Origin of the sequence: Pseudoxanthomonas taiwanensis, from assembly GCF_010093135.1 — a bacterium.
Taxonomy (GTDB): domain Bacteria; phylum Pseudomonadota; class Gammaproteobacteria; order Xanthomonadales; family Xanthomonadaceae; genus Pseudoxanthomonas; species Pseudoxanthomonas taiwanensis.
This window is the reverse complement of record NZ_PDWK01000001.1, coordinates 21,722-45,492: the sequence shown is the minus strand read 5'-3', so window position 1 is coordinate 45,492 and position 23,771 is coordinate 21,722. Positions and strand designations below refer to the sequence as shown.

The window sequence follows — 23,771 nt, the reverse complement described above, 5'->3', positions numbered from 1 at the left end:
CCCCATTTCCGGAGCCGCCAAGCCCCATGGCCGAGCCTGCTGCTTCCTTCGCCCAACGACTGCGCGACCGTTTCCCGGGCGCCGAGGTCACCGTGGCCGAGCCCCGCGGGGAGGTCACGCTCATGGTGCCGTCCGGCCAGTGGCTGGACACCTGCCGCGCGCTGCGCGACGAGTTCGCCTTCGAGCAGCTGACCGACCTCTGCGGCGTGGACTACCTCGGCTACGGCAGCGCCGAGTGGGACACCCATGACGTCTCCTCCGGCGGCTTCAGCCGCGGCGTGGAGGGTCGCAACGTCGGCCGCTTCCGCTGGGGCGAGCGCCCGGCCCGCCAGGCCGGCGCCCAGGTCGCCGAGATCGCCGCGCCCGAGCGCCGCTTCGCGGTGGTCGTGCACCTGCTGTCCTACGCCAACAACCGCCGCCTGCGGCTGCGCTGCTTCGCGCCCAACGACGAGCTGCCGGTGGTGCCGTCGCTGACCGGCATCTGGCCGGGCGCCAACTGGTTCGAGCGCGAGGCGTTCGACCTGTACGGCATCGTCTTCGAGGGCCATCCGGACCTGCGCCGGATCCTGACCGACTACGGCTTCGTCGGTCATCCGTTCCGCAAGGACTTCCCGCTGATCGGCAACGTCGAGGTGCGCTACGACGAGGAGCGCCAGCGCGTGGTGTACGAGCCGGTGACCTCGGTCGAGCCGCGCGTGGGCGTGCCGCGCGTCATCCGCGACGACGCCCGCTACGAGACCGCCAGGGGCGAGGCCGAGCAACGGGAGGCCGCCAAGTGAGCGTCACCATGCACCACGAACAGGCTCCGCAGGCCGCGGGCGCGCAGGCGACCCCGCGGCAGGAGATCCGCAACTTCACCATGAACTTCGGCCCGCAGCACCCGTCCGCGCACGGCGTGCTGCGCCTGATCCTGGAGATGGACGGCGAGACCGTCGTCCGCGCCGACCCGCACGTGGGCCTGCTGCACCGGGGCACGGAGAAGCTGGCCGAGTCCAAGCCGTTCAACCAGTCCATCGGCTACATGGACCGGCTGGACTACGTGTCGATGATGTGCAACGAGCACGCCTACGTGCGCGCGATCGAGAACCTGCTGGGGATCGAGGCGCCGGAGCGTGCGCAGTACATCCGCACGATGTTCGACGAGATCACCCGCATCCTGAACCACCTGATGTGGGTCGGCTCCAATGCCCTGGACCTGGGCGCGATGGCGGTGTTCCTGTACGCGTTCCGCGAGCGCGAGGAGCTGATGGACGTCTACGAGGCGGTGTCCGGCGCGCGCATGCACGCGGCCTACTACCGCCCCGGCGGCGTCTATCGCGACCTGCCGGACCGCATGCCGAAGTACAGGGAGTCGCCGTGGCGTAAGGGCAAGGAGCTCAAGCGCCTGAACGAGGCGCGCGAGGGCTCGCTGCTCGACTACCTCGAGCACTTCACCCGCGAGTTCCCCAAGCGCGTGGACGAATACGAGACGCTGCTGACCGACAACCGCATCTGGAAGCAGCGCACCGTCGGCATCGGCGTGGTCACCCCGGAGCAGGCCCTGAAGTGGGGCATGACCGGCGCCATGCTGCGCGGCTCGGGCATCGCCTGGGACCTGCGCAAGAAACAGCCGTACGCCAAGTACGCCGAGGTCGACTTCGACATCCCGGTCGGCACCAACGGCGACTGCTACGACCGCTACCTGGTGCGCGTGGCCGAGATGCGCCAGTCCAACCGCATCATCGAGCAGTGCGTGAAGTGGCTGAAGGCCAACCCCGGCCCGGTCATGGTGAAGAACTTCAAGGTCGCCCCCCCCCCCGCGAGGAGATGAAGGACGACATGGAGGCGCTGATCCACCACTTCAAGCTGTTCTCCGAGGGCTACTGCGTGCCGGCCGGCGAGACCTACGCCGCGGTCGAGGCGCCCAAGGGCGAGTTCGGCTGCTACCTGGTGTCCGACGGCGCCAACAAGCCCTTCCGCGTGCACCTGCGCGCCCCCGGCTTCGCGCACCTGTCCTCGATGGACGAGATCGTGCGCGGGCACATGCTGGCCGACGTGGTCGCGATGATCGGTACTTATGACCTTGTGTTTGGTGAGGTGGATCGATGAAGGCCACCGGTAACTTCGAGAACGCGCGCAACGTCGACCCGATGGTCGTGCTGAGCGACAAGACGCGCGCGCACATCGACCACTGGCTGACCAAGTTCCCGCCGGACCGCAAGCGGTCGGCGGTGCTGCAGGGCCTGCACGCGGCCCAGGAGCAGAACGGCGGCTGGCTGACCGACGAGCTGATCGCCGCGGTGGCCAGGTACCTCGACATCCCGCCGGTGTGGGCCTACGAGGTCGCCACCTTCTACTCGATGTTCGAGACCCAGCCGGTGGGGCGCAACAACGTCGCCTTCTGCACCAACATCAGCTGCTGGCTCAACGGTGCCGAGGAGCTGGTGGCCCACGCCGAGAGGAAGCTGGGCTGCAAGCTGGGCGAGTCCACCGCCGACGGGCGCATCTACCTGAAGCGCGAGGAGGAGTGCGTGGCCGCGTGCTGCGGCGCGCCGGTGGTCGTGATCAACGGCCATTACCACGAGAAGCTCACGCCCGAGAAGGTCGACGAGCTGCTGGACGCGCTGGAGTAAGCACGGCATGGCACATCATCCGCACTCAGAGGGCTACGGCCCGGTCGGCCCGGCGCCGAAGGAGCACCAGGCGGTCTACACGACGCTGCACTTCGACAAGCCCTGGTCGTACGAGAACTACCTGAAGGTCGGCGGCTACCAGGCGCTGCGCAAGATCCTGACCGAGAAGATCCCGCCGGCCGACGTGATCGAGATGGTCAAGCAGTCCGGCCTGCGCGGCCGCGGCGGCGCGGGCTTCCCCACGGGCCTGAAGTGGAGCTTCATGCTCAAGGGCGACATGCAGAAGTACATCCTCTGCAACTCGGACGAGTCCGAACCGGGCACCTGCAAGGACCGCGACATCCTGCGCTACAACCCGCATGCGGTGCTGGAGGGCATGGCGATCGCCTGCTATGCCACCGGTTCGACGGTGGGTTACAACTACCTGCGCGGCGAGTTCCACCACGAGCCGTTCGAGCACATCGAGGAGGCCCGCGCCGAGGCCTACGCCCACGGCTGGCTGGGCAAGAACATCCTCGGCTCCGGCGTGGACATCGACATCTACAACGTGCTGGGCGCCGGCGCCTACATCTGCGGCGAGGAAACCGCGCTGATGGAGTCGCTGGAGGGCAAGAAGGGCCAGCCGCGCTTCAAGCCGCCGTTCCCGGCCAACTTCGGCCTGTACGGCAAGCCGACCACGATCAACAACACCGAGACCTATGCCTCGGTGCCGGCGATCATCCGCAACGGCCCCGAGTGGTTCCTCAACCTCGGCAAGCCGAACGCCGGCGGCTGCAAGATCTTCTCGGTGTCCGGCCACGTGAACCGGCCGGGCAACTACGAGATCCGCCTGGGCACCCCGTTCGCCGAGCTGCTGGAGATGGCCGGCGGCGTGCGCGGTGGCCGCAAGCTCAAGGCGGTGATCCCGGGTGGATCCTCGATGCCGGTGTTGCCGGGCGAGGTCATGATGGGCCTGACCATGGACTACGACTCGATCCAGAAGGCCGGTTCCGGCCTCGGCTCGGGCGCGGTCATCGTCATGGACGAGACCACCTGCATGGTCCGCGCCTGCCAGCGCATCGCCCGCTTCTACTACAAGGAAAGCTGCGGCCAGTGCACGCCGTGCCGCGAGGGCACCGGCTGGATGTACCGCATGCTGACCCGCATCGCCAACCTGGAGGCCACGCTCGACGACCTGCACATGCTGCGCACCGCGGCCGGGCAGATCGAGGGCCACACCATCTGCGCCTTCGGCGAAGCCGCGGCGTGGCCGGTGCAGGGCTTCCTGCGCCATTTCTGGCATGAGTTCGAGTACGCGATCGTGAACCGCCGCTTCCTGGTCGACGACCAGCGCGCCGGCACGGTCAACGGAGGCAAGGTGGCCGCATGAGCGCGCAGCCCGTCAATCCCAACCTGCCGCCCGACCACGTCACCGTCTTCATCGACGGCGTGGAGCTGGCCGCGCCCAAGGGTTCGATGATCATCCAGGTCGCGGACAGGGCCGGCATCCCGATCCCGCGCTTCTGCTACCACAGCAAGCTGGCGGTGGCGGCCAACTGCCGCATGTGCCTGGTCGAGGTGGAGAAGATGCCGAAGCCGGCCCCGGCGTGCGCCACGCCGGTGATGGACGGCATGAAGGTTTACACCCGCTCCGACAAGGCGCTGCGCTCCCAGCGCAACGTCATGGAGTTCCTGCTGATCAACCACCCGCTGGACTGCCCGATCTGCGACCAGGGCGGCGAGTGCGAGCTGCAGGACCTGTCGCTGGGCTACGGCCGCTCGGTCAGCCGCTTCGCCGAGCCCAAGCGCGTGGTGCCCGACGAGGATCTCGGCCCGCTGGTGGCCACCGAGATGACGCGGTGCATCCAGTGCACGCGCTGCATCCGCTTCACCGCGGAGATCGCCGGCACCTATGAGCTGGGCGGCATGTACCGCGGCGAGAACCTGCAGATCGGCACCTACGACGGCAAGCCGCTGACCACCGAGCTGTCCGGCAACGTCATCGACGTCTGCCCGGTGGGTGCGCTGACCAACAAGGTGTTCCAGTTCCGCGCCCGCCCGTGGGAGCTGATCGCGCACGAGTCGCTGGGCTACCACGACGCGCTGGGCTCCAACCTGTTCCTGCACAGCCGCCGTGGCGAGGTGCTGCGCGTGGTGCCGCGCGAGAACGAGGCGGTCAACGAGTGCTGGCTGTCCGACCGCGACCGCTACTCGCACCAGGGCCTGTACGCCGCCGACCGCGCCACCGTGCCGATGGTCAAGGGCGCCGACGGCCAGTGGCGCGAGGCGCCGTGGAACGAGGCGCTGGCCGCCGCCGCCGCGATCCTGCGCGAGCACAGGGGCGACGACCTGGGCGTGCTGGTGCACCCGGCCACCTCGAACGAGGAGGGCGGCCTGCTGGCGCGCCTGGCCAGGGGCTTGGGCACCGGTAACCTCGACCACCGCATCTTCAACCGCGACTTCTCCGACGCGGCCGTGGCCGAGCCGTTCGCCGCCGCCCCGGCGGACATCGAGCAGGCCGACGTGGTGGTGCTGCTGGGCACCAACATCCGCCACGAGGTGCCGTTGCTGCATGCCCGCCTGCGCAAGGCCCAGGTCAAGCGCAACGCGCGCATCCACGCGATCAACCCGGTGGACTTCGAGTTCACCTTTGCCCTGGCCGGCAAGCAGATCGTGCCTCCGTCGCGCTTCGCCGAGGCGCTGGGCGACGCCGCGCTGCGCGAGGCCGTGCGCGGTGCCACCCGTCCGGTGCTGATCGTCGGCGCGATCGCCGAGAACCATCCGCAGGCCGCGGCCATCCGCGCCGCCGCGCGCGAGTTCGCCGCCGCCACCGGCGCGGCGCTGTGCCGCATCCCGCAGGGCGCCAACGCCGTGGGCCTGGCCCGCGCCGGCGTGCTGCCGGCCGGTCGCGACGCCGCCGCCATGCTGGCCGAGCCGCGCGGCGCGTACGTGCTGTACGGCATCGAGCCGGGCCTGGACTTCGCCGACACCGGCGCCGCGCTCAGGGCGCTCAAGGGCGCCAGGGTGGTGGCCTTCAGCCACTTCGCCTGCGAGTCCACCCACGAGGTGGCCGACGTGATCCTGCCGATCGGCCTGCTGCCGGAGATCGAGGCCACGCTGACCAACCTGGCCGGCATGGACCAGGGCACCCGAGCCGGCGGCAAGCTGCCGGGCCAGGCCCGCGAGGGCTGGCGCGTGCTGCGTGCCCTGGGGGGCGAGCTGGGCCTGGAAGGCTTCGACTTCACCGACCTGGCCGGCGCCCGTGCGTCCCTGGCCGGCGCCGCCGCGGTAGCGCCGACGCCCGGCCGTGCCGGCGAGGCCGGGCAGGGCGGTTTGGAGCTGGCGCTGGTGCCGGCCATCTACCGCACCGACGCGGTGGTGCGCCGCGCCGCCGCGCTGCAGGCGCACCCGCTCAACACCGCCCCGCGCGTCGTGCTCAACCCGGCCGATGCCGAGGCCGCCGGCGTGGCGGGCGGCCAGGTGGCCAGGGTGAAGGCGGCCAACGGCACCGCGACCCTGCCTGTGGCGGTGGACGCGCGCGTGGCCGCGGGCGTGGCATGGATCGAGGGCGGGCACGGCGCCACCGCGCCGCTGGGGGCCGGCCGTGTCGAGGTAGTCAAGGCATGAATGAGCTGCTGATCAACGCGGTCGGACCGCTGCGCGAGTGGTTCTACGGGCTGGGCGAGCTGGGCCCGGCGCTGTGGATCGTGCTGAAGATCCTGACCATCGCCATGCCGGTGATCATCGCCGTGGCGTTCTACGTGGTCTGGGAGCGCAAGCTGATCGGCTGGATGCACGTGCGCCACGGGCCGATGTACGTCGGCATGGGCATCTTCCAGGCGTTCGCCGACGTCTTCAAACTGCTGTTCAAGGAAGTCATCCAGCCGGCCAACGCGCACAAGGCCATGTACGTGCTGGCGCCGCTGATCGTGCTGGCGCCGGCCTTCGCGGCCTGGGCGGTGGTGCCGTTCGACTACCAGCTGGTGCTGTCCAACGCCAACGCCGGCCTGCTGTACCTGCTGGCGATGACCTCGATGGGCGTGTACGGCATCATCATCGCCGGCTGGGCCTCGAACTCGAAGTACGCCTTCCTGGGCGCGATGCGCTCGGCCGCGCAGGTGGTCAGCTACGAGATCGCCATGGGCTTCGCCCTGGTCGGCGTGCTGATCGCCGCCGGCAGCCTGAACCTGACCGACATTGTCATGGCGCAGGCGGGCGACGCCGGCTTCTTCGAGTGGTTCTGGCTGCCGCTGCTGCCGCTGTTCGTGGTGTACTGGGTCTCCGGCGTGGCCGAGACCAACCGCGCCCCGTTCGACGTGGTGGAGGGCGAGTCGGAGATCGTGGCCGGCCACATGGTGGAGTACTCGGGCTCGGCGTTCGCGCTGTTCTTCCTGGCCGAGTACGCCAACATGATCCTGGTTAGCTTCCTGATCTCGATCTTCTTCCTGGGTGGCTGGCTGAGCCCGCTCCAGGGCTGGATCACCGCGGACGTGTCGCCGTGGGTGGACTGGATCTGGAAGGGCGGGTGGCCCTGGCTGTTCGTGAAGGTGTTCTTCTTCGCCAGCGCCTACATCTGGTTCCGTGCCAGCTTCCCGCGCTACCGCTACGACCAGATCATGCGCCTGGGCTGGAAGGTGTTCATCCCGCTGACCATTGCCTGGATCGCGGTCACCTCGCTGATGGTGTTCTACGGCGTGTTCGAGAAGGGCGCCTGATTCCATGAACAAAGTCGTCCACTACTTCAAGAGCCTGCTGCTGCTGGAGCTGGTCCAGGGCCTGTGGCTCACCCTCAGGTACCTCTTCCGTCCGAAGTACACGCTGATGTACCCGATGGAGAAGTTCCCGCAGTCGCCGCGCTTCCGCGGCCTGCACGCGCTGCGCCGCTACCCGAACGGCGAGGAGCGCTGCATCGCGTGCAAGCTGTGCGAGGCTGTGTGCCCCGCGCTGGCGATCACCATCGAGTCGGCGCCGCGCGCGGACGGCACCCGCCGCACCACGCGCTACGACATCGACCTGTTCAAGTGCATCTTCTGCGGCTTCTGCGAGGAAAGCTGCCCGGTCGATTCGATCGTGGAGACGCACATCATGGAGTACCACTTCGAGAAGCGCGGCGAGAACATCATCACCAAGCCGCAGCTGCTCGCCCTCGGCGACCGCCTCGAGGCGGAGATCGCCGAACGCCGCGCGGCCGACGCCGCCTACCGCTGAGGTCGAGATGGACTGGATCAAGATCTGCTTCTACGCATTCGCCTCCGTCGCGGTGGTTTCCGCCGGCGCGGTGATCAGCGTGCGCAACCCGGTCTACGCGGTGCTGTGCCTGATCCTGACGTTCTTCTCGGTGGCCTGCACCTGGCTGCTGGTCGGCGCCGAGTTTCTCGGCGTGGCCCTGATCCTGGTGTACGTCGGCGCGGTGATGGTGCTGTTCCTGTTCGTGGTCATGATGCTGGACATCGACGTGGCCGCGGTCCGCGAGGGCTGGGTGCGCTACCTGCCGGTGGGCCTGGTGGTCGCGGTGGCCATGCTGGTGCAGCTGCTGGCCCTGATCGGCGTGCGCGCCCGCGCCGCGGCGCCGTTCCCGGACAACGCCGCCCAGGCGGCCGCCGACGCCTCCAACACCAAGTGGCTGGCCGGCGAGCTGTTCACCCGCTTCATCCTGCCGTTCGAGTTCGCCGCGGTGATCCTGACCGTGGCGGTGATCGCGGCGGTGACCCTGACCCTGCGCCGGCGCACCGGCGTGAAGACCCAGAACCCGGCCGAGCAGTCGCGCGTGCGGGCCCAGGACCGCCTGCGGCTGGTGTCGATGCCGGCGGAGAAGCCCGCCCCGGCCCAGGCCGAGGCCCCGTCCCAGGAGGGCAACGCATGATCAGCCTCGGACACATGCTGGCGCTGGGCGCGGTGCTGTTCTGCATCGCCCTGGCCGGCATCTTCCTCAACCGCAAGAACGTGATCGTCCTGCTGATGTCGATCGAGCTGATGCTGCTGGCGGTCAACATCAACTTCATCGCGTTCTCGCGCGAGCTGGGTGACGCGGCCGGCCAAATCTTCGTGTTCTTCATCCTGACGGTGGCGGCCGCCGAGGCGGCCATCGGCCTGGCGATCCTGGTCGCGCTGTTCCGCACCCGCGGCACGATCAACGTCGGCGAGGTGGATGCGCTGAAGGGCTGACGGGGCCGGGCAGGGCGCCCGGCCCGGCCGGCGCCCGGCGAGGGAAGGCCGGGCAGGGCCCCGCGAGGGGTCCGCGGTGCCGCCAGGGAAGGCGGGGAATAGGCATCAGGCGGTGCTCCGGGGACGGAACGCCGCCGCCGGCCGGGGAACCGGCCGGCGCGAGTTTGGAAGTTGCGCCATGCACGGCGGCGGACGCGGGTCCGGGCCGGCATCGACAGGCACGAACGGAAACAGACGGCACACCATGATCATCTCCAAAACCCACCTGCTGCTGATCGTGCTGGCCCCGCTCCTGGGCAGCATCATCGCCGGGTTGTTCGGGCGCCAGGTCGGCCGCAGGGGCGCGCAGAGCGCGACCATCCTCGGCGTGGCGGTCAGTTGCGCGCTTTCGTGCTGGGTGCTGTACCAGCTGGTGTTCGGCGGCGCCTCGCCGTTCAACCAGAACGTGTACACCTTCTTCCAGGTGGGCGAGTACGCCGCGCACGTCGGCTTCATGGTCGACCGCCTGACCGCGATGATGATGGTGGTCGTCACCTTCGTCTCGCTGCTGGTGCACATCTACACCATCGGCTACATGGCCGACGACCCGGGCTACCAGCGCTTCTTCAGCTACATCTCGCTGTTCACCTTCTCGATGCTCATGCTGGTCATGAGCAACAACTTCCTCCAGCTGTTCTTCGGCTGGGAGGCGGTGGGCCTGGTTTCGTACCTGCTGATCGGCTTCTGGTTCAAGCGGCCGAGCGCGGTGTTCGCCAACATGAAGGCGTTCATCGTCAACCGCGTTGGCGACTTCGGCTTCCTGCTGGGCATCGCCGGCGTGCTGCTGTGGTTCGGCACCCTGGACTACGCCACCGTGTTCGCAAACGCGCCGCTGCTGGAAGGCGCCCAGGTGCAGATCTTCGAGGGCCACAGCTGGCAGGTGGCGACCATCATCTGCGTGTGCCTGTTCATCGGTGCGATGGGCAAGTCGGCGCAGGTGCCGCTGCACGTGTGGCTGCCCGACTCGATGGAGGGCCCGACCCCGATCTCGGCGCTGATCCATGCCGCGACGATGGTGACCGCGGGCATCTTCATGGTCGCCCGCATGTCGCCGCTGTTCGAGCTGTCCGAGACCGCGCTGGCCATGGTCCTGCTCGTGGGCGCCACCACCGCGTTCTTCACCGGCCTGATCGGCATCGTCCAGTACGACATCAAGCGCGTGGTCGCGTACTCGACCCTGTCGCAGCTGGGCTACATGACCGTGGCGCTGGGCGTGTCGGCCTACTCGGCGGCGGTGTTCCACCTGATGACCCACGCCTTCTTCAAGGCGCTGCTGTTCCTGGCCGCCGGCTCGGTCATCATCGGCATGCACCACGAGCAGGACATGCGCAAGATGGGCGGCCTGCGCAAATACATGCCGGTCACGTATTGGACCAGCGTGATCGGCACGCTGGCGCTGGTGGGCACGCCGTTCTTCTCCGGCTTCTACTCCAAGGACACGATCATCGAGGCCGCGGCGCACCACGCGCAGCACCACGGTGGCTGGATCGCCACCTATGCCTACTGGGCGGTGCTGGGCGGCGTGATCGTGACCAGCTTCTACAGCTTCCGCCTGCTGTTCCTGACCTTCCACGGCGAGGAGCGCTTCCGCAACGTCCACGCGGAGCGTGGCCACGGCCACGACGCCCACGGCGCGGATGCGCATGGCCACGACGACCACGGCCACGGCGCGCACGAGCCGCACGAGTCGCCGAAGGTGGTGACCATTCCGCTGATCCTGCTGGCCATCCCCTCGATCCTGATCGGCTTCTTCACCATCGGTCCGATGCTGTTTGGCACCGACTGGCGCGGCCACCACGGCGAGGCGCTGGTTCCGGGGCAGGAGGTGTCGTTCTTCACCGGCGCCATCGACTTCCTCGACCCGGCGCGCGACACCGTGGCCGCACTGGGCCGCGAGATGTGGCACGGGCCGGTGGCCTACGCCCTGCACGGCATGATGATGCCGGCGTTCTGGCTCACCGTGGCCGGACTGCTGCTGGCGGCGCTGATGTACCTGTGGAAGCCGGACCTGGCCGGCCGTGCCCGTCGCGCGTTCGCGCCGCTGGTGCGCGTGCTGGAGGAGAAGTACGGCTTCGACCACCTGTGGATCAAGGGTTTCGCGGGCGGCGGCCTGCGCCTGGGCCGGGTGTCGCGCTGGATCGACAGCAACATCATCGACGGTGTCGTCAACGGCGCCGCGCGCGTGGTCGACCTGTCGGCGGCCCTGCTGCGCCGCACCCAATCCGGTTACCTGTACCACTACGCCTTCGCCATGATCGTCGGCCTGATCGCTCTGCTGGCCGTGCTCATGCGTTTCTGGCGATGAACTGAACTGCACGGAAGAACACGACGTGGCGAACCACCTGTTGAGTGTCCTGATCTGGCTGCCGATCGTCGGTGGCGCACTGGTGCTGGCACTGGGCAACCGTGCCTCCGCCGCGCGCTGGACCGCGCTGGCCGTGGCCCTGGCGACCCTGGTCGCCAGCCTCGGCCTGCTGACCGGCTTCGACTACGCGAACCCGGGGCTGCAGTTCGTCGAACAGCACGCCTGGATCCCCGCGTACGACATCCACTACAACCTCGGCGTCGACGGCATCGCCGTCGCGCTGATCCTGCTGACCACCATCGTCACACCGTTGACGCTGATCGGCGCGTGGACTTCGGTGCAGAAGCGCGTGTCGCAGTACATGGCCGCGTTCCTGCTGCTGGAGGGTGTGACCGTGGGCATCTTCGCCGCCACGGACGCCATCCTGTTCTACGTGTTCTTCGAGGCCATGCTGATCCCGATGTTCCTGATCATCGGCGTCTGGGGTGGCCCCCGCCGCATCTACGCGGCGATGAAGTTCTTCCTTTACACCTTCCTCGGCTCGGTGCTGATGCTGGTGGCGCTGGTCTACCTGTACCTGAAGGGCGGCAGTTTCCAGCTGGCCGACCTGTACGCGCTGCCGCTGACCGCCAGGGAGCAGACCTGGCTGTTCTTCGCCTTCGCCATCGCCTTCGCGGTGAAGGTGCCGATGTTCCCGGTGCACACCTGGCTGCCGGACGCCCACGTGGAGGCGCCGACCGCCGGCTCGGTGATCCTGGCGGCCATCGCCCTGAAGATCGGCGGCTACGGCTTCCTGCGCTTCAACCTGCCGGTCACCCCGGACGCCAGCCACGAGTGGGCCTGGCTGATCATCGCCCTGTCGCTGATCGCGGTGATCTACGTCGGCCTGGTCGCCCTGGTCCAGGACGACATGAAGAAGCTGGTGGCGTACTCGTCCGTGGCGCACATGGGCTTCGTCACCCTGGGCACCTTCATCGCCTTCACCCTGGTGCGCGACTTCGGCTCGGTGGACGCCGCGCGCCTGGGCCTGCAGGGCGCGATGATGCAGATGATCTCGCACGGCTTCGTCTCCGGCGCCATGTTCTCCTGCATCGGCGTGCTCTACGACCGCATGCACTCGCGCCAGATTGCCGACTACGGCGGCGTGGCCAACGTCATGCCCTGGTTCGCCGCGTTCTCCATGCTGTTCTACATGGCCAACGCGGGCCTGCCGGGCACCAGCGGCTTCGTCGGCGAGTTCATGGTGATCCTCGCCAGCTTCCAGAAGCACCCGGTCATCGCCTTCCTGGCGGCCACCACCCTGGTGATCGGCGCGGCCTACACCCTGTGGCTGTACCGCCGCGTGTACTTCGGCGAGGTCGGCAACGCACACGTGGCCGGGCTGAAGGACATCAACGGCCGCGAGGCGCTGGTGCTGGGCGCGTTCGCCGCCGGCGTGCTGCTGCTCGGCGTGTGGCCCAAGCCGCTCACCGACCTGATGGAACCGTCGATCGCGCACCTGGCGACCCAGATCGCCACCAGCAAGCTGTAAGGATTCCCCGAAGATGATCACGTCCCACGCCATGCCGTCCGCAGCCGAGCTGCTGCCGCTGCTGCCAGAACTGGTGATGATCGGCGGCGCCTTCGCGCTGTTGATGGCCGACCTGTTCATCGGGGTCCGCCACAAGGTCTGGACCCACTTCCTTTCCGTGCTGGTGCTCGCGGTCGTGCTGGCCATGCTCGCCGCCGGCAGCGGTGGCCAGGGCGAGGTCTTCAACGGCATGTTCGTGCGCGACACCGCCGCGGACGTGATGAAGATCGCCATCGTGGCGATGAGCGGCCTGACCCTGGTCTACGGCTGGAGCTACCTGCGCGAGCGCAACCTGTACAAGGGCGAGGTGCCGGTGCTGGTGCTGTTCGCCACCTCCGGCATGATGATGCTGGTTTCGGCCGGCAGCCTGGTAACCGTGTACCTGGGCCTGGAGCTGCTTGCGCTGTGCTCCTACGCCCTGGTGGCGGTGGACCGCGACAACGGCAAGGCCACCGAGGCGGCGATGAAGTACATCGTCCTGGGCTCGCTCGCCTCCGGCCTGCTGCTGTACGGCATGTCGCTGGTCTACGGCGCCACCGGCACGCTGCAGCTGGGCGCCATCAACGCGGCCATGGCCCAGTCCGACGAGCGCGTGCTGCTGCTGACCGGCGTGGTGTTCATGGTCGCCGGCGTGGCCTTCAAGCTCGGCGCGGCCCCGTTCCACATGTGGCTGCCGGACGTGTACCAGGGTGCCAGCGCCCCGGTCGCGCTGTTCGTCAGCACCGCGCCCAAGCTGGCCGCCTTCGGCATGGCCTGGCGCCTGCTGGAGATCGGCGCCGGCCCGATGGCCGAGGAGTGGCGCTGGCTGCTGGCCGCGCTCTCGGCGGTGTCGCTGGTGGTCGGCAACCTGATGGCCGTGGCCCAGTCCAACATCAAGCGCATGCTGGCCTACTCGACCGTCTCGCATATCGGCTTCCTGCTGATGGGCCTGGCCGGCGGCGACGAGCGCGGCTACGCGGCGGCGCTGTTCTACGCCATCGCCTACGCGCTGATGTCGGCCGCGGCCTTCGGCGCGATCATCGCCCTGTCGCGGCAGGGCTTCGAGGCCGAGAACATCGACGACTTCAAGGGCCTGAACGCGCGCAACCCGTGGATGGCCGGCCTGGTGCTGCTGGTCATGGCCTCGCTGGCCGGCGTGCCGCCGCTGCTGGGCTTCTGGACCAAGGTGGCCGTGCTGGGCGCGGCGGTGCAGGGCGGCATGCTCTGGCTGGCCCTGCTGGGCGTGGTCTGTGCGGTGATCGGCGCGTTCTACTACCTGCGCGTGATCAAGGTCATGTACTTCGACGAGCCGGTCGGGGCGCCGCTGGCGGCCAGCAACGACCGGGTGCTGGGCGTGGTGCTGGGCGTCAACTCCCTGGGCCTGCTGGCCCTGGGCCTGGCCTGGAACCCGCTGATGGTCTGGTGCCAGCGCGCGTTCATGTGAGCGCCGCTAGCATTTCCGGCCGCCGCACGGGCCCGGCCTCGTGCCGGGTCCCGTGTTTCCGGAAGGCGGGGACGGGGCGGTACGGAAGCCGCCGGAAAGGCTTGCAAAGCGTCCCGGAATCCCCCATAATCTCAATCTCTGCTGCGGGGTGGAGCAGTCTGGCAGCTCGTCGGGCTCATAACCCGAAGGTCGCAGGTTCAAATCCTGCCCCCGCTACCACATTTAGCTGCACAGGCGAAGCGGCGATCTCGGCGACGAGGTCGCCGTTTTCGCTTGTGGTGACGGTGATGCCGTCCGGAGCCAGTTCGGCCAGCACTTCGCGGGCGGCGAGGGTGTCGGTACGGTACGCGGTCAGGGTCAGCAGGGCATGCCGCCAGCGTTCGGCCAGGCGCGGGACGATCTGGGCAGGTTGCCAGGTGCGGGCCCCCTCGAGTTCGGTGCGAATCCTGGCGATCTCCGCCTCCGCGCGTTCCAGCTCTTCGCGGGTGGTCGGGGTGATGATGCCGGCGCGCAGGGCGGCGGCGATGTTCTCGCGCACGCGCTCGGCTTTGGCCAGCTGCTGCCGCAGCCCCGCCAAGTCGGGGCCGGCGCAGGCCAGCGCCTCGCTGACGGCAGTACGGAGCGCGGCGAAGATCTCCGGCCGGTCCAGATGCTCGACGAGGTGCTGCAACAGCCCGCGCTCGAGCGCACGTCGGGGGACGCCAGAGGTGTGGCTGCAGCCTGTGCCGCCGGTGGCCTTGGCCCGGCTGCACCCGTAGCGGTATGCGTCCACGATCACCATCGGGCCGCGGCATTTGGGACAGCGCAGCAGCCCGGACAGCAGGTAGCGCGGGCTGCGGCCCGGCCCCCCGCGCCGGCCGTTGGCCGGGCGGTGCTGCCGGGCCTGCAGGCGCGCCTGGGCGGCATCCCAGGTCGCAGCGTCGACGATGGCCAGCTCCGGATGCTCGCTGATGATCCACTCCTGCGGTGGCCGCTCTTGCCGCACCCGCTTGCCGGTGTCCGGGTGCTTGATCCAGCGTGAGCGGTTCCAGATCTGCCGGCCGGCGTAGATGGGGTTGGCCAGGATGCCGATGCCCCGGCGCGTGTCGCCGTAGATGGCCGACATGGCCCACGCGCCGCCGCGCGGGGAGGGCACGTGCTCGCGGTTGAGTCCCGCAGCGATCTCGCGCGGGCTGCGGCCGGCCAGGTACTCCTGGAAGATGCGCCGCACCACCGCGGCCTGGTCCGGGTCGATTTCGCGTTGCCCGGTGCCCACCACCCGGTAGCCGTAGGGCAGGCCGCCAGCGCTGGCCCCTGCCAGGGCCCGGCCGGTCAGGCCACGATGGGTCTTGTCGGCCAGGTCGTCCAGGTACAGCTCCGACATCAGCGCCCGCATGCCGACATCGAGCTTGTGCGATCGCCGGTCGGTGTCCACGCCGTCGCTGATGGCGATCAGCCGCGCGCCGTGGAACTTCATTCGCCGCACGGCGTGCGCCAGCTCCGCGCTGTCCCGGCTCAGGCGGGAGAGGTCATCGACCAGGATCACGTCGAACAGATGCGCGTCGGCCAGCAGGGCGCGGTAACCGGGACGGTCGTTGCGGGCGCCGCTGATCGCCGCGTCGGTGTAGGGCCTGGGTTCCGGCCAGCCCTGGCGCCGCGCGTAGGCGCGGCAGTTGCGCAACTGGTCGTCGATGGAAGCGTCGCGCTGGTTGTCGCTGCTGTAACGGGCGTAGGCGGCTACACGCATGGCGTCGGATGCTAGACAGGCCGTAGCGGCGTCGGCAACGGGACAGGATTTGGACGCATGGGGCCATCTGCCTGCTGCCGCTGGGCTTTTTCGTGCAGATAGCCGTCCACGATCCGCGCCGCGAGGGCGCGGACCAGGGCCAGTTCGGCGGGCGTGATGCGCGGATCTCGGGCCATGGATCAGGTCCGCCGCTCGAACACCCAGCACTTCACCGTGCGCGGCACCCGCTGGTCGCCGAAGTCATCGTGCGGGTCGGGCCGGCTGAACAAGGCGCTGGACACCGGGTGGTTGATGCGCACCAAGCGGTGCCGCCGGCTGTTGGGCAGCAGGGCCCGCAGGGTGTTGAGGTCGGCGATGCGCTGGTTGTGCTCCATCGCCTTCTTCTGGAAGTGGTTCAGATTGATGGCGATCAGTTCCGGGTCCCGGGCGTGATTCACGACCGGCCCATCGGCGACCGATTCCAGGTACTCGAACACTTCCCAGAACTCGTGCACCAGCGGGTGGTCGGCGTTGAGCGCCCACTGCCGCTGCACGGCCATGCCCACCAGCGCCTGGCGGGTGGCTTCCAGCCAGCTGGCGGGGATGTCCACCACGAAGCGCAGGCAGTCCAGCAGCGCCAGCATCTGCGCATGGTTCTTGGCGATACGCTCCATACGCAGCTCCGGATGGCGGCGCAGCTGCTCCTCGTAATGGCGGAACTGCGCCTGGTAGGTTTCCAGGATGCGTGCTTCGGCGCGGATCGCCTTGAGCATGAAGTGGCTGACCTCCTCCACGCCGACGTGGTTCAGATTGTCGGCCGCGATCCGGCTCTCGGTGGTGACCGTGGGCCGCACGAAATGCAGCTTCACGATGCGGCTGAGGATGGCCTCGCTGGCATCCACCGCCGCGTTCTGGCTGATGATGATGGTGCCCCGGAACGGCGGCTCGTAGGTCTCGTTGCCGCCGTTCTTCACTCCGCGCGTGCGCAGCGTGCCGCCGTTGTAGAAGTCCTTCAGCTCGTCCCAGTCGAAGCTCTTGGCGTGCGACTTGTCCGGCGTGCTGCGGTCCGACTCCAGCAGCACCACCGGCATGTTGCTGATCTGCCCCATGGCCCGGCTGCGCCCGGGCAGCGAGGATTTGTTCGGGTCGAAGCCCTCGTAGTCGCTGCGGCCCAGCAGCTTCCAAAGGAACGTCAGCAGCGTGGTCTTGCCCGCGCCGGCTTCGCCGGTCACCTCCAGGAAGGGGAAGCTCTTGTGCGCGGCGCGGATCTGCTCGGCGAACAAGCTGCCGAAGAAGAACGCCAGCGCCACCATCCCGTGCGTGCCGAAGGCCGTCCACAGCCACTGCACCCAGTCGGTGCGGAACGCCTCCGGATCCCGGTTCACCGCCAGCGCGATGCTCTTCTGCGTGGTCTTCAGGCGCAATTTGCCGAACTCGAAGAACTCCTCCGCGTTGGCCTCGATCACCGCCCCGTCGCGCACGGCAAAATCGTTGAACACCCAGGCCCCGTGCTCGCGCGAGTAGCCCACGAAGTCGACCGTTTCCACCTGGCGCAGGTTGAACAACTGCCGGTCCATGATGGTGTCGAACTGGTGCTGGTTGCCGCTGAACCCCGCGCCGGCGGCGATGCTGCGCAGGCGCGCCTTGAAGTCGGCCACACTGGTGGTCTGCTTGCCGGTGAAGGTGTTCTTGACCGACGGCCCATCGTGCGGGAAATCCACGCGGAAGAAGTACCAGCTCTCGTCCGTCACCGGATTGCGCTGGAAGTACAGCGCCTGGAAGCGGCATGGCGCGATCTCGGTCACGCTGCTGCACGCCGCTTCCAGCTTGGCTTCGGCTTCGTCGTCGAGCTCGTCCAGGTCGTGCTGGCCCAGGTACTCCGCCTTTTTCTTCTCGAACGCCGCCGCGTTGATCTGGAACCAGTACATCCGGTGGCCGAACTCAAGGTCGAAGGCCGTGCGCCGGGTGTGCCGGTACATCAGCATGGCTTTGGCCTTGGGGCTGTCGGCCAGGGCCAGCGCCCCGTGGTAGCGGGCCTCCTCGATGTCGCGCTGCCAGCGCTTGGCGCCTTCCGCAGGGTCGGCGATGGCCAGCGCCCGCAGGTGCAAGTCGTTCCAGTCCAGCTTGCGGCCGGGCGGCTGCGGAATCAGGGCCGCCCGGCTGGTGAACCCGAGCTTCTTCGCCTGCCGCACGTGGCCATCCAGAAAGCCCTGCCCGGCCACGTCGTTGTCCAGCGCCCACACCAGGGTGGGCAGATGCCCGGCGCGCACCTTGGCCAGCGCCTCCAGGCTCTCGCCGGGGAAGGCGTTGCAGCTCAGCGCCGCCACCGCATCGATGCCGTGCTGCATCAGCGCGATCGCGTCGAAGATGCCCTCCACGATCCAGATTTCCCGGCATTCGTGGGAGGCCAGCCGGTTCTTGAGCGTCGGCGCCACCCACCACACCCCGCGCCAGCTCTGGCCCGGCGCGAACCGCGCCTTCTGCTTGCCGAAGCGGCCCGGCCGGTCGATCAGCCGCTCCCAGTACCCGCCCTTGTCCAGCGGGAACCGCACCGTGGCCGTGCCCTGGCCGATGGACCGGTCGTAGTACGTCTCCTGCGTGTACCAGCCGGCCATGGCCCGGATGTCGAAGCCGCGGTTGAACTGCAGGTAGGCATCGGCCGCAGCGTTGGGCTTGGCGTCGCTGCGCTGGAACCGCTTGCTCCAGTCGTCGAACAGATCCGGGTAGAGCTCCTTGACCGGGAACTCCTGCCCGCAGTTCTTCAGCCGCCCGCAGCGCAGCACCCACGGCCGGCTGGCGTTGGCGTACAGCTCCTTGCGTCCGCAGGCCGGGCAGCGGCCGCCGCGCAGGTATTCCCCGCGCGGCGGCTTGAAGCCGTAGTCCTGCTGCACGCGCGCCAGCACTTGGTGCAGCAGATCAGCCTCCATCGCGGCCCTCCGCCTGCGTGGACGCGGCCTCCTGCCCCGCGGCGTCCTGGAGCGCGCCGTCCAGCCCGCCGACCAGGTGGTCCAGCAGCAACGCCACCCGCCGCCGGCCCGCCGCGTCCAGCGTCGTGTCCGGATCCATCAGATCGCACAGCGCCTGCAGGCACTCGCGGTAGTGGTCGGCCCGGTCGCGCGGCGCCAGGCCTGCCAGGAACCGGCCCCACCTCATGGCAGCACCTCCCCCGGCCCGTACGCGAACATCCATACCCGCATCGGGTTGCCGCTGCGGCGGGGGCGGGTGGCCACGTTGCTGGTGGGGAAGCGCGGGCGCAGGCTGGGGCGCAACAGGACGCGCAGCGACGCGGCCGTGGCGGGCAGCGGCTGGCCCCAGCGCCGCGCCGCCTCCTGCACCTCGGTCAGGTTGAGCCACACGTCGGCAGGGTCTGGCGCATGGTTCAGCCGCCCGCCCTCGGTCTCGTTCAGCCCGTGGAACGCCTGCCAGAATGCCGCCACCAGGGGATGGTCGGCAGGCAGGCCGGCGGTCGCTGGTGGCCGCGTTGCCGGCGCCGGCGCGGGTGCCACCCGGAGGCGGGACTGCAGCTCGATCACCCGCTGCTGGGCAGCGATCAGCTCATCCCGCAGATCCGGGCCGACAGGGGCACGGCCGGCACCCACCAGCGCGTCATAGGCCCGGATCACCTGCACGTGGAACGCCGGGCTGATCCACATGGCGTAGGCGTAGACCAGCTCCTTGCAGACGTAGGTGCCGTTGTTCCTGCCATCGTTCACGGTGGAAACGGGGGTCTGCAAATTTGCAGAGGCCCCGATTTCCTCGATCAGGGCCTGGGTCTGGGCGTTCCGGAGCCAGAACGCGGGCTGGTGCCGAGATTCGCCCCCTGCCGCCCGGTGTAGGTCGTTCAGGCAGTAGCGGCCCGCTGCGTCGGTGCGGATGCCGGTGCCGGCGATGGTCAGCGCGTTCATGCCCGCGCCTCCTGCGCCAGCCGGCGGCAGAACTCCGCGTGTGCGCCCTGGTGTTCCCACAGCAGCGGCGGTGTGGCCGCCAGCCAGCGGCGGATGATCTCCCGCCCGATGTGCTCGGCCAGCCGCCCGGGCGCGTCCTGCTCGATCGGCGCCGGGTTGGCTTGCGCCACGTGCCACAGCGCGGCCAGGTAGTCGTCGCGCAGGCAATGCAGGGCGTCGGTGTCGATCTGGAAGGTGACCGTGGCCTTCATGCCGCACCTCCCTTGCCGCGCCAGCCGGCGGCGAGCAGGGCCAGGTCGAGGAGGGCGATCAGCTCGCCCACGGTCATCCGCTCCAGCGGGCGGCCTGCGGACTCGATCAGGTCGGTGAGGCGCTGCCAGTCCTCGATCGCTAGCTGCCGCACGCGGTCGAGCTTGTGCAGCAGGCTGAACAGGTCGTGGTAGGGCGCGTCCTGGTTGGCCGCGGGCGCGGCGGACGCAATGCGGGTGCAATTACGCATGGTGGACTCCTTTGATGGTTGGAGTCCGCCACTTCGACGCCAATCGAAGGTGGCGGACGGTGCGGGTTGGCGTACCGGTCAAAGGCACCCGGCGGGCCGAAGCCCCCACGCACCGCCCGCCATGAAGCATGCGAGCAGCCGCCCGCTGCGGAGCGGGCATGAAAAAAGCGCCGGCTCGGCAGAGGGCGCTTGATGCGCCTTTGAAGTCCGGGACGCCAATCCCGGCACCCGATTTGGCGGGTGCGGGGCCGATGGTGGGCCGGCTGTAGGCGGTTGTCAAGGGCGAAGCCCCGGTGCAGGCTTGGCGACGCCGATCGACCTCACCTGCACCGGGGACTTCATGGACTTCTCGCTCATCACCGCAGCGGTTGGCGGTGCGGCCAATACCGTTGCCATCGCCAGGGCGGCGCTGGAGGTACGGGACTTCACCGCGTCGGCTGCCGCGCTCGCAAAGGCCAACCACGCCATGATCGACCTCCAGCAACGCATGCTCGACCTGCAAGCCGCGTACGCCCGCCTGCAACAGGAGAACGCCGAACTGCGCGCCCGTCTGCACACCATGGCCGATGCGCGCGACCGCTACCGCCTGGCCGAAATTGCGCCGGGTGTCTTCGTCATGCAGTCCATCGCCGTGCCGCACGCGGTGGAACCGCCGCATTACGCCTGCCAGCCCTGCTTCGACCAGGGCCGGCGCGCGGTGCTGCAAAAGCGCCATGGCCGCTGGGAATGCCCGGCCTGCGGCAAAGCGGTGGGCGGTGGCGGCGGCAGCAGTTTGCTGATCACCTGAGCCGTCGCCATTCAACAGGTCGTGGTAGGGCGCGTCCTGGTTGGCCGCGGGCGCGGCGGACGCAATGAGGGTGCGATTACGCATGGTGGGCTCCTTGTCGTTGAAGGAGTCCGCCAGCCAAGCTGCCAAGCATGGGGTGGCGGACGGTACGCGGTTGGCAGACCGGGACAAGGACCGGCAGGGCTTGCGCCCTCCGCGCACCGCCCGCCGTAGAGCGAGCATCAGCCCGCTGCGCGCGGGCATGAAAAAAGCGCCACACGGCAGCGGCGCTTAGTGCGCCTTGTCCATTCGGGCTGCCAAGCCCGGCAGCGGATTGTGCCGCTGCGGGGCCGATAGTGGGCCGGCCGGCGGCGGCTGTCAACCCTCCCGCTGCGCCTGGCCAGGCATACTCCGCGCCGCGCATGGTGTTGACAATAACCACCAAGTGGGTATCATACACACCATGAAGAGCGCGGACCTGATTCGGGAACTGGAAGCCGATGGTTGGCAACTGCGCGGCGTGAAAGGCAGCCACCACGTGTTCCGACACCCGGCCAAGCCAGGTCACGTCAGCGTGCCGCACCCGAAAAAGGATCTGGGCAAGGGCCTGGTCCACAGCATCCGCAAGGCCGCCGGCTTGAAGTGAGGTGAACCCATGAAATTCTTGATTGCGATTGAACCGGGCAACGACACCACCGCCTTCGGCGTGGTCGTTCCGGATCTGCCGGGCTGCTTTTCGGCCGGAGATACGCTGGAGGAGGCCTTCGAGAACGCGAAGGAGGCCATCGACCTGCACGTGGAAACCCTGCTGGAGGACGGCGGCACGATTCCGGTGCCCAGGCCGTTGGCCGAGCATCAGGCCAATCCCGATCTGGCCGGCTTCGTGTTCGGCTTCGTGGACGTGCCGGTCGAGAAGTACCTGGGCCCGGCGGAGAAGATCAACATCACCGTGCCGGCGCGCGTGCTGGCACAAATCGATGCCTTCGCCAAGGCGCATGGCGCCACGCGCAGCGGCTTTCTGGTGGAGGCGGCCCGCGCGGCGATGGGCCGCAGCCTGACCGATCCCCGCGCGAACGGATAGGCCCGCCTGGAGGCATGAAATGGACGAGAAAACCCTGACCATCAGCGTCGAGCCCCTGGAAGACGTGAAGCGCCGCATGCTGGCCTCGCTCCGGGGGGCGGCCGACGCCACCGCACGGCACACGTTCGCTTCGGCGGAACTGATGTCGCGCACGCTCACGCCGGCGCGCTGGAACATCCTGGAAGCCATGACCGGCGCCGGCGAAATCGGCATCCGCGAATTGGCGCGCCGGCTGGGCCGGGACGTGAAAGCCGTCCATACCGACATGGCGGCCCTGGTCACGGCGGGGCTGGTGGAGCGCACCGCCGCGGGCAAGTACCTGTTCCCGTACGACCGGGTGCGGGTGCATTTCGAGTTCGGCGCGCCGGCCATGGCGGCGTGATGGGGCCGGGCCGTCATGCCCGGCCCTCCGCCACCGCCCGCGCCACGCGGCCGCAGTCGACCAGCTCGATGCCGGCGTCGGTGGGGAGAATTCCGACCAGGGCGTGACGCAGCAGGCCCCGGTCGATCAGCGGTTCGACGGTGGCGCGGTAGACGAAGCCGCGCCGGGCACTGCCCGCACGGGCCAGGGTGCCGGTCCACAGGTGTGGCTGTACTTCGGTCAGGCCGGCGCAGCGCACGGCCGTTTCCAGGCAAAGCTGCTGTTCGGCGGACAGGTCCGCCAGTTCGATCACCGATTGCATGGACGTTCTCTCCTGGAGCAGGCCGGGACGCCAGGGGCGGCGCCCTCGGAGGACTCGAACAGTTCCTGCTGGCCGTCGGCCCGCGCGCCGCGCCAGGCGGCCTCGGCCATCCGGCGCAGGCAGACCGGCGTGGGCGGCAGTTCGCTGGGCGGGGCGTCGGGCAGGCCGCTGGGACTGGCCAGCGATGTCAGCTCGCTGAAGCCGACGTAGCTGGCGCTGCACAGTGGGTTGGTGCATTGCCAGAGGTCGTGCCGCAAGAACTGGTGGGAGCGGAAGCTGCTGCGCTTGCGCAATGCGCCTCCGCAGGCCTCGCAGCGGAAGACCACACGTGTGCCGGTGGTAGACATGCCCGCGGACCGCTTACAGGCCGTCGCCGCGCAGGACGCCAGGCGTGACTTCCTGGCCGATGGTCCGGGACAGGTCGCGCAGGATCCGGTACGACTGCCGCCCGCGGGGCAGCGTGCTGGCGCCGGCATAGCGCCTGACCACCAGGGCAACTGCATGGGGGTCGAAGCCCCGCGCGAGTGCCCACTGTCGGTAGGACAGGCCCTGCTCCATCAAGCGGGCGCGGACTTGGTTGGGATGCATGCTCGCTTCTCCGGTGGGGTACTCTGAACCCATCGGGGCGGATGATGTGATCGTTCGTGCCCATTGTCAATAATTTGAGGGAGCGAATGTGACCATAGGGAAGCGGCTGGCCGAGGAGCGGACCCGGCTCGGCATGACCCAGACCCAGTTCGCCGAGGCCGCAGGGCTGAAGTCGCGGCGGACGCTATCGCAGTACGAAGCGGACGAGCGGAGCCCGGACGCGGCCGCACTGGCCGCCTGGGCCGCTCACGGCGTGGATGTGCTGTACGTGCTCACCGGGCAGCGCAATGCCAGCCAGCTGACCTCGCGCGAGGCCGCGCTGCTGGCCAACTACCGCGCCAGCGACGCCAAGGGCCGCGCGGCGCTGGATTCGGCCAGCGCTGCGTTGGCGCAATCGGGGGCAGCGGCACCGGTAGCCGCGCAGCGGAAGGCGGGTTAAGCTGATCCTATT

General features: G+C 69.0%; 25 protein-coding genes, 1 tRNA gene and 1 pseudogene. 18 read left to right on the top strand and 9 right to left on the bottom strand.

What is annotated here, in order from left to right; all coding sequences use genetic code 11:
* Window positions 1–26 precede the first annotated feature (26 nt).
* From CR938_RS00280 to CR938_RS00220, 13 genes and pseudogenes are all read left to right on the top strand, one after another.
* On the top strand, window positions 27–779 hold the full coding sequence (locus tag CR938_RS00280; protein ID WP_162123074.1) for an NADH-quinone oxidoreductase subunit C: 753 nt from the start codon (window positions 27–29) through the stop codon (window positions 777–779).
* 8 nt (window positions 780–787) lie between these two features.
* Window positions 788–2,088, top strand: a pseudogene (locus CR938_RS00275) (NADH-quinone oxidoreductase subunit D).
* Window positions 2,085–2,612 carry an NADH-quinone oxidoreductase subunit NuoE gene (nuoE, locus tag CR938_RS00270; RefSeq protein WP_162123073.1) on the top strand — a complete coding sequence of 176 codons (528 nt, stop codon included), beginning with the start codon at window positions 2,085–2,087 and terminating at the stop codon, window positions 2,610–2,612. The pseudogene CR938_RS00275 and the gene nuoE overlap by 4 nt, the downstream one beginning before the upstream one ends.
* Window positions 2,613–2,619: 7 nt before the next feature.
* Window positions 2,620–3,981 (top strand): NADH-quinone oxidoreductase subunit NuoF, encoded by a 1,362-nt coding sequence (gene nuoF, locus CR938_RS00265; RefSeq protein WP_162123072.1) that lies wholly within the window; start codon window positions 2,620–2,622, stop codon window positions 3,979–3,981.
* Entirely contained in the window at window positions 3,978–6,218 is a 2,241-nt protein-coding gene (nuoG, locus tag CR938_RS00260) for an NADH-quinone oxidoreductase subunit NuoG (protein WP_162123071.1), read from the top strand. Before nuoF ends, nuoG begins: the two co-directional genes overlap by 4 nt.
* A complete protein-coding gene (gene nuoH, locus CR938_RS00255) occupies window positions 6,215–7,306 on the top strand; it encodes an NADH-quinone oxidoreductase subunit NuoH (protein ID WP_162123070.1) in 1,092 nt (363 codons plus the stop codon). The genes nuoG and nuoH overlap by 4 nt, the downstream gene beginning before the upstream one ends.
* Before the next feature lie 4 nt (window positions 7,307–7,310).
* Complete coding sequence (nuoI, locus tag CR938_RS00250; RefSeq protein ID WP_162123069.1) at window positions 7,311–7,799, top strand: NADH-quinone oxidoreductase subunit NuoI; 489 nt, start codon at window positions 7,311–7,313, stop codon at window positions 7,797–7,799.
* 7 nt (window positions 7,800–7,806) lie between these two features.
* Entirely contained in the window at window positions 7,807–8,454 is a 648-nt protein-coding gene (locus tag CR938_RS00245) for an NADH-quinone oxidoreductase subunit J (RefSeq protein WP_162123068.1), read from the top strand.
* Window positions 8,451–8,756, top strand: coding sequence for an NADH-quinone oxidoreductase subunit NuoK (nuoK, locus tag CR938_RS00240; RefSeq protein WP_162123067.1), 306 nt, complete (start codon window positions 8,451–8,453; stop codon window positions 8,754–8,756). Before CR938_RS00245 ends, nuoK begins: the two co-directional genes overlap by 4 nt.
* 244 nt (window positions 8,757–9,000) lie before the next feature.
* On the top strand, window positions 9,001–11,100 hold the full coding sequence (gene nuoL / locus CR938_RS00235) for an NADH-quinone oxidoreductase subunit L (RefSeq protein WP_162123066.1): 2,100 nt from the start codon (window positions 9,001–9,003) through the stop codon (window positions 11,098–11,100).
* A gap of 25 nt (window positions 11,101–11,125) precedes the next feature.
* Complete coding sequence (locus tag CR938_RS00230) at window positions 11,126–12,631, top strand: NADH-quinone oxidoreductase subunit M (protein ID WP_162123065.1); 1,506 nt, start codon at window positions 11,126–11,128, stop codon at window positions 12,629–12,631.
* A 13-nt stretch (window positions 12,632–12,644) separates the two neighbouring features.
* Entirely contained in the window at window positions 12,645–14,093 is a 1,449-nt protein-coding gene (nuoN, locus tag CR938_RS00225; RefSeq protein ID WP_162123064.1) for an NADH-quinone oxidoreductase subunit NuoN, read from the top strand.
* Window positions 14,094–14,235: 142 nt separating this feature from the next.
* Window positions 14,236–14,312: transfer RNA gene (locus tag CR938_RS00220), tRNA-Met, on the top strand.
* Here CR938_RS00220 and CR938_RS14880 read toward each other — a convergent pair.
* The 6 genes from CR938_RS14880 to CR938_RS00185 all read right to left on the bottom strand — a co-directional run bounded on the left by CR938_RS14880 (window position 14,269) and on the right by CR938_RS00185 (window position 20,202).
* Complete coding sequence (locus CR938_RS14880) at window positions 14,269–15,819, bottom strand: recombinase family protein (protein WP_425502385.1); 1,551 nt, start codon at window positions 15,817–15,819, stop codon at window positions 14,269–14,271. The genes CR938_RS00220 and CR938_RS14880 overlap by 44 nt on opposite strands.
* Before the next feature lie 179 nt (window positions 15,820–15,998).
* Window positions 15,999–18,725 (bottom strand): toprim domain-containing protein, encoded by a 2,727-nt coding sequence (locus CR938_RS00205; protein WP_162123063.1) that lies wholly within the window; start codon window positions 18,723–18,725, stop codon window positions 15,999–16,001.
* Window positions 18,715–18,951: a hypothetical protein gene (locus CR938_RS00200; RefSeq protein ID WP_162123062.1), complete on the bottom strand. Its 237-nt coding sequence runs from the start codon at window positions 18,949–18,951 to the stop codon at window positions 18,715–18,717. Before CR938_RS00200 ends, CR938_RS00205 begins: the two co-directional genes overlap by 11 nt.
* Window positions 18,948–19,703 (bottom strand): KilA-N domain-containing protein, encoded by a 756-nt coding sequence (locus CR938_RS00195; protein ID WP_162123061.1) that lies wholly within the window; start codon window positions 19,701–19,703, stop codon window positions 18,948–18,950. Before CR938_RS00195 ends, CR938_RS00200 begins: the two co-directional genes overlap by 4 nt.
* Window positions 19,700–19,954, bottom strand: a complete 255-nt coding sequence (locus CR938_RS00190; protein ID WP_162123060.1) for a hypothetical protein — start codon at window positions 19,952–19,954, stop codon at window positions 19,700–19,702. The genes CR938_RS00195 and CR938_RS00190 overlap by 4 nt, the downstream gene beginning before the upstream one ends.
* Window positions 19,951–20,202, bottom strand: coding sequence for a hypothetical protein (locus tag CR938_RS00185; RefSeq protein WP_162123059.1), 252 nt, complete (start codon window positions 20,200–20,202; stop codon window positions 19,951–19,953). The genes CR938_RS00190 and CR938_RS00185 overlap by 4 nt, the downstream gene beginning before the upstream one ends.
* 301 nt (window positions 20,203–20,503) lie before the next feature.
* Here CR938_RS00185 and CR938_RS00180 point away from each other — a divergent pair, with 301 nt between their 5' ends.
* From CR938_RS00180 to CR938_RS00165, 4 genes are all read left to right on the top strand, one after another.
* Window positions 20,504–20,989: a hypothetical protein gene (locus CR938_RS00180; protein WP_162123058.1), complete on the top strand. Its 486-nt coding sequence runs from the start codon at window positions 20,504–20,506 to the stop codon at window positions 20,987–20,989.
* A 442-nt stretch (window positions 20,990–21,431) separates the two neighbouring features.
* The gene (locus CR938_RS00175) at window positions 21,432–21,614 is read left to right on the top strand and encodes a type II toxin-antitoxin system HicA family toxin (protein WP_162123057.1); all 183 of its coding nucleotides are present in this window, start codon (window positions 21,432–21,434) and stop codon (window positions 21,612–21,614) included.
* A 9-nt stretch (window positions 21,615–21,623) separates the two neighbouring features.
* A complete protein-coding gene (locus CR938_RS00170; protein ID WP_162123056.1) occupies window positions 21,624–22,049 on the top strand; it encodes a type II toxin-antitoxin system HicB family antitoxin in 426 nt (141 codons plus the stop codon).
* Window positions 22,050–22,068: 19 nt separating this feature from the next.
* On the top strand, window positions 22,069–22,431 hold the full coding sequence (locus CR938_RS00165; protein ID WP_162123055.1) for an HVO_A0114 family putative DNA-binding protein: 363 nt from the start codon (window positions 22,069–22,071) through the stop codon (window positions 22,429–22,431).
* A gap of 13 nt (window positions 22,432–22,444) precedes the next feature.
* Here CR938_RS00165 and CR938_RS00160 read toward each other — a convergent pair whose 3' ends face one another.
* From CR938_RS00160 to CR938_RS00150, 3 genes are all read right to left on the bottom strand, one after another.
* Window positions 22,445–22,732 carry a hypothetical protein gene (locus CR938_RS00160; RefSeq protein ID WP_162123054.1) on the bottom strand — a complete coding sequence of 96 codons (288 nt, stop codon included), beginning with the start codon at window positions 22,730–22,732 and terminating at the stop codon, window positions 22,445–22,447.
* Entirely contained in the window at window positions 22,720–23,025 is a 306-nt protein-coding gene (locus CR938_RS00155) for a hypothetical protein (protein ID WP_162123030.1), read from the bottom strand. The genes CR938_RS00160 and CR938_RS00155 overlap by 13 nt, the downstream gene beginning before the upstream one ends.
* 67 nt (window positions 23,026–23,092) lie before the next feature.
* Window positions 23,093–23,320 carry a helix-turn-helix domain-containing protein gene (locus CR938_RS00150; RefSeq protein ID WP_162123053.1) on the bottom strand — a complete coding sequence of 76 codons (228 nt, stop codon included), beginning with the start codon at window positions 23,318–23,320 and terminating at the stop codon, window positions 23,093–23,095.
* An 88-nt stretch (window positions 23,321–23,408) separates the two neighbouring features.
* On the opposite strand from CR938_RS00150, the gene CR938_RS00145 reads away from it, so the two are divergent.
* Window positions 23,409–23,759 (top strand): helix-turn-helix domain-containing protein, encoded by a 351-nt coding sequence (locus CR938_RS00145; RefSeq protein ID WP_281350193.1) that lies wholly within the window; start codon window positions 23,409–23,411, stop codon window positions 23,757–23,759.
* Window positions 23,760–23,771 lie beyond the last annotated feature (12 nt).

Excerpts from the sequence above, each read along its gene's own strand:
- nuoH (WP_162123070.1), top strand. The coding sequence starts at position 6,215 with ATGAATGAGCTGCTGATCAACGCGGTCGGACCGCTGCGCGAGTGGTTC.
- nuoE (WP_162123073.1), top strand. The coding sequence starts at position 2,085 with ATGAAGGCCACCGGTAACTTCGAGAACGCGCGCAACGTCGACCCGATG.
- CR938_RS00150 (WP_162123053.1), bottom strand. The coding sequence starts at position 23,320 with ATGCATCCCAACCAAGTCCGCGCCCGCTTGATGGAGCAGGGCCTGTCC.
- CR938_RS00170 (WP_162123056.1), top strand. The coding sequence starts at position 21,624 with ATGAAATTCTTGATTGCGATTGAACCGGGCAACGACACCACCGCCTTC.
- nuoK (WP_162123067.1), top strand. The coding sequence starts at position 8,451 with ATGATCAGCCTCGGACACATGCTGGCGCTGGGCGCGGTGCTGTTCTGC.
- CR938_RS14880 (WP_425502385.1), bottom strand. The coding sequence starts at position 15,819 with ATGCGTGTAGCCGCCTACGCCCGTTACAGCAGCGACAACCAGCGCGAC.
- CR938_RS00190 (WP_162123060.1), bottom strand. The coding sequence starts at position 19,954 with ATGAAGGCCACGGTCACCTTCCAGATCGACACCGACGCCCTGCATTGC.
- CR938_RS00165 (WP_162123055.1), top strand. The coding sequence starts at position 22,069 with ATGGACGAGAAAACCCTGACCATCAGCGTCGAGCCCCTGGAAGACGTG.
- CR938_RS00205 (WP_162123063.1), bottom strand. The coding sequence starts at position 18,725 with ATGGAGGCTGATCTGCTGCACCAAGTGCTGGCGCGCGTGCAGCAGGAC.
- nuoN (WP_162123064.1), top strand. The coding sequence starts at position 12,645 with ATGATCACGTCCCACGCCATGCCGTCCGCAGCCGAGCTGCTGCCGCTG.
- CR938_RS00175 (WP_162123057.1), top strand. The coding sequence starts at position 21,432 with ATGAAGAGCGCGGACCTGATTCGGGAACTGGAAGCCGATGGTTGGCAA.
- nuoG (WP_162123071.1), top strand. The coding sequence starts at position 3,978 with ATGAGCGCGCAGCCCGTCAATCCCAACCTGCCGCCCGACCACGTCACC.
- nuoI (WP_162123069.1), top strand. The coding sequence starts at position 7,311 with ATGAACAAAGTCGTCCACTACTTCAAGAGCCTGCTGCTGCTGGAGCTG.
- CR938_RS00160 (WP_162123054.1), bottom strand. The coding sequence starts at position 22,732 with ATGCAATCGGTGATCGAACTGGCGGACCTGTCCGCCGAACAGCAGCTT.
- CR938_RS00200 (WP_162123062.1), bottom strand. The coding sequence starts at position 18,951 with ATGAGGTGGGGCCGGTTCCTGGCAGGCCTGGCGCCGCGCGACCGGGCC.
- CR938_RS00245 (WP_162123068.1), top strand. The coding sequence starts at position 7,807 with ATGGACTGGATCAAGATCTGCTTCTACGCATTCGCCTCCGTCGCGGTG.
- CR938_RS00185 (WP_162123059.1), bottom strand. The coding sequence starts at position 20,202 with ATGCGTAATTGCACCCGCATTGCGTCCGCCGCGCCCGCGGCCAACCAG.
- nuoL (WP_162123066.1), top strand. The coding sequence starts at position 9,001 with ATGATCATCTCCAAAACCCACCTGCTGCTGATCGTGCTGGCCCCGCTC.
- CR938_RS00195 (WP_162123061.1), bottom strand. The coding sequence starts at position 19,703 with ATGAACGCGCTGACCATCGCCGGCACCGGCATCCGCACCGACGCAGCG.
- nuoF (WP_162123072.1), top strand. The coding sequence starts at position 2,620 with ATGGCACATCATCCGCACTCAGAGGGCTACGGCCCGGTCGGCCCGGCG.
- CR938_RS00280 (WP_162123074.1), top strand. The coding sequence starts at position 27 with ATGGCCGAGCCTGCTGCTTCCTTCGCCCAACGACTGCGCGACCGTTTC.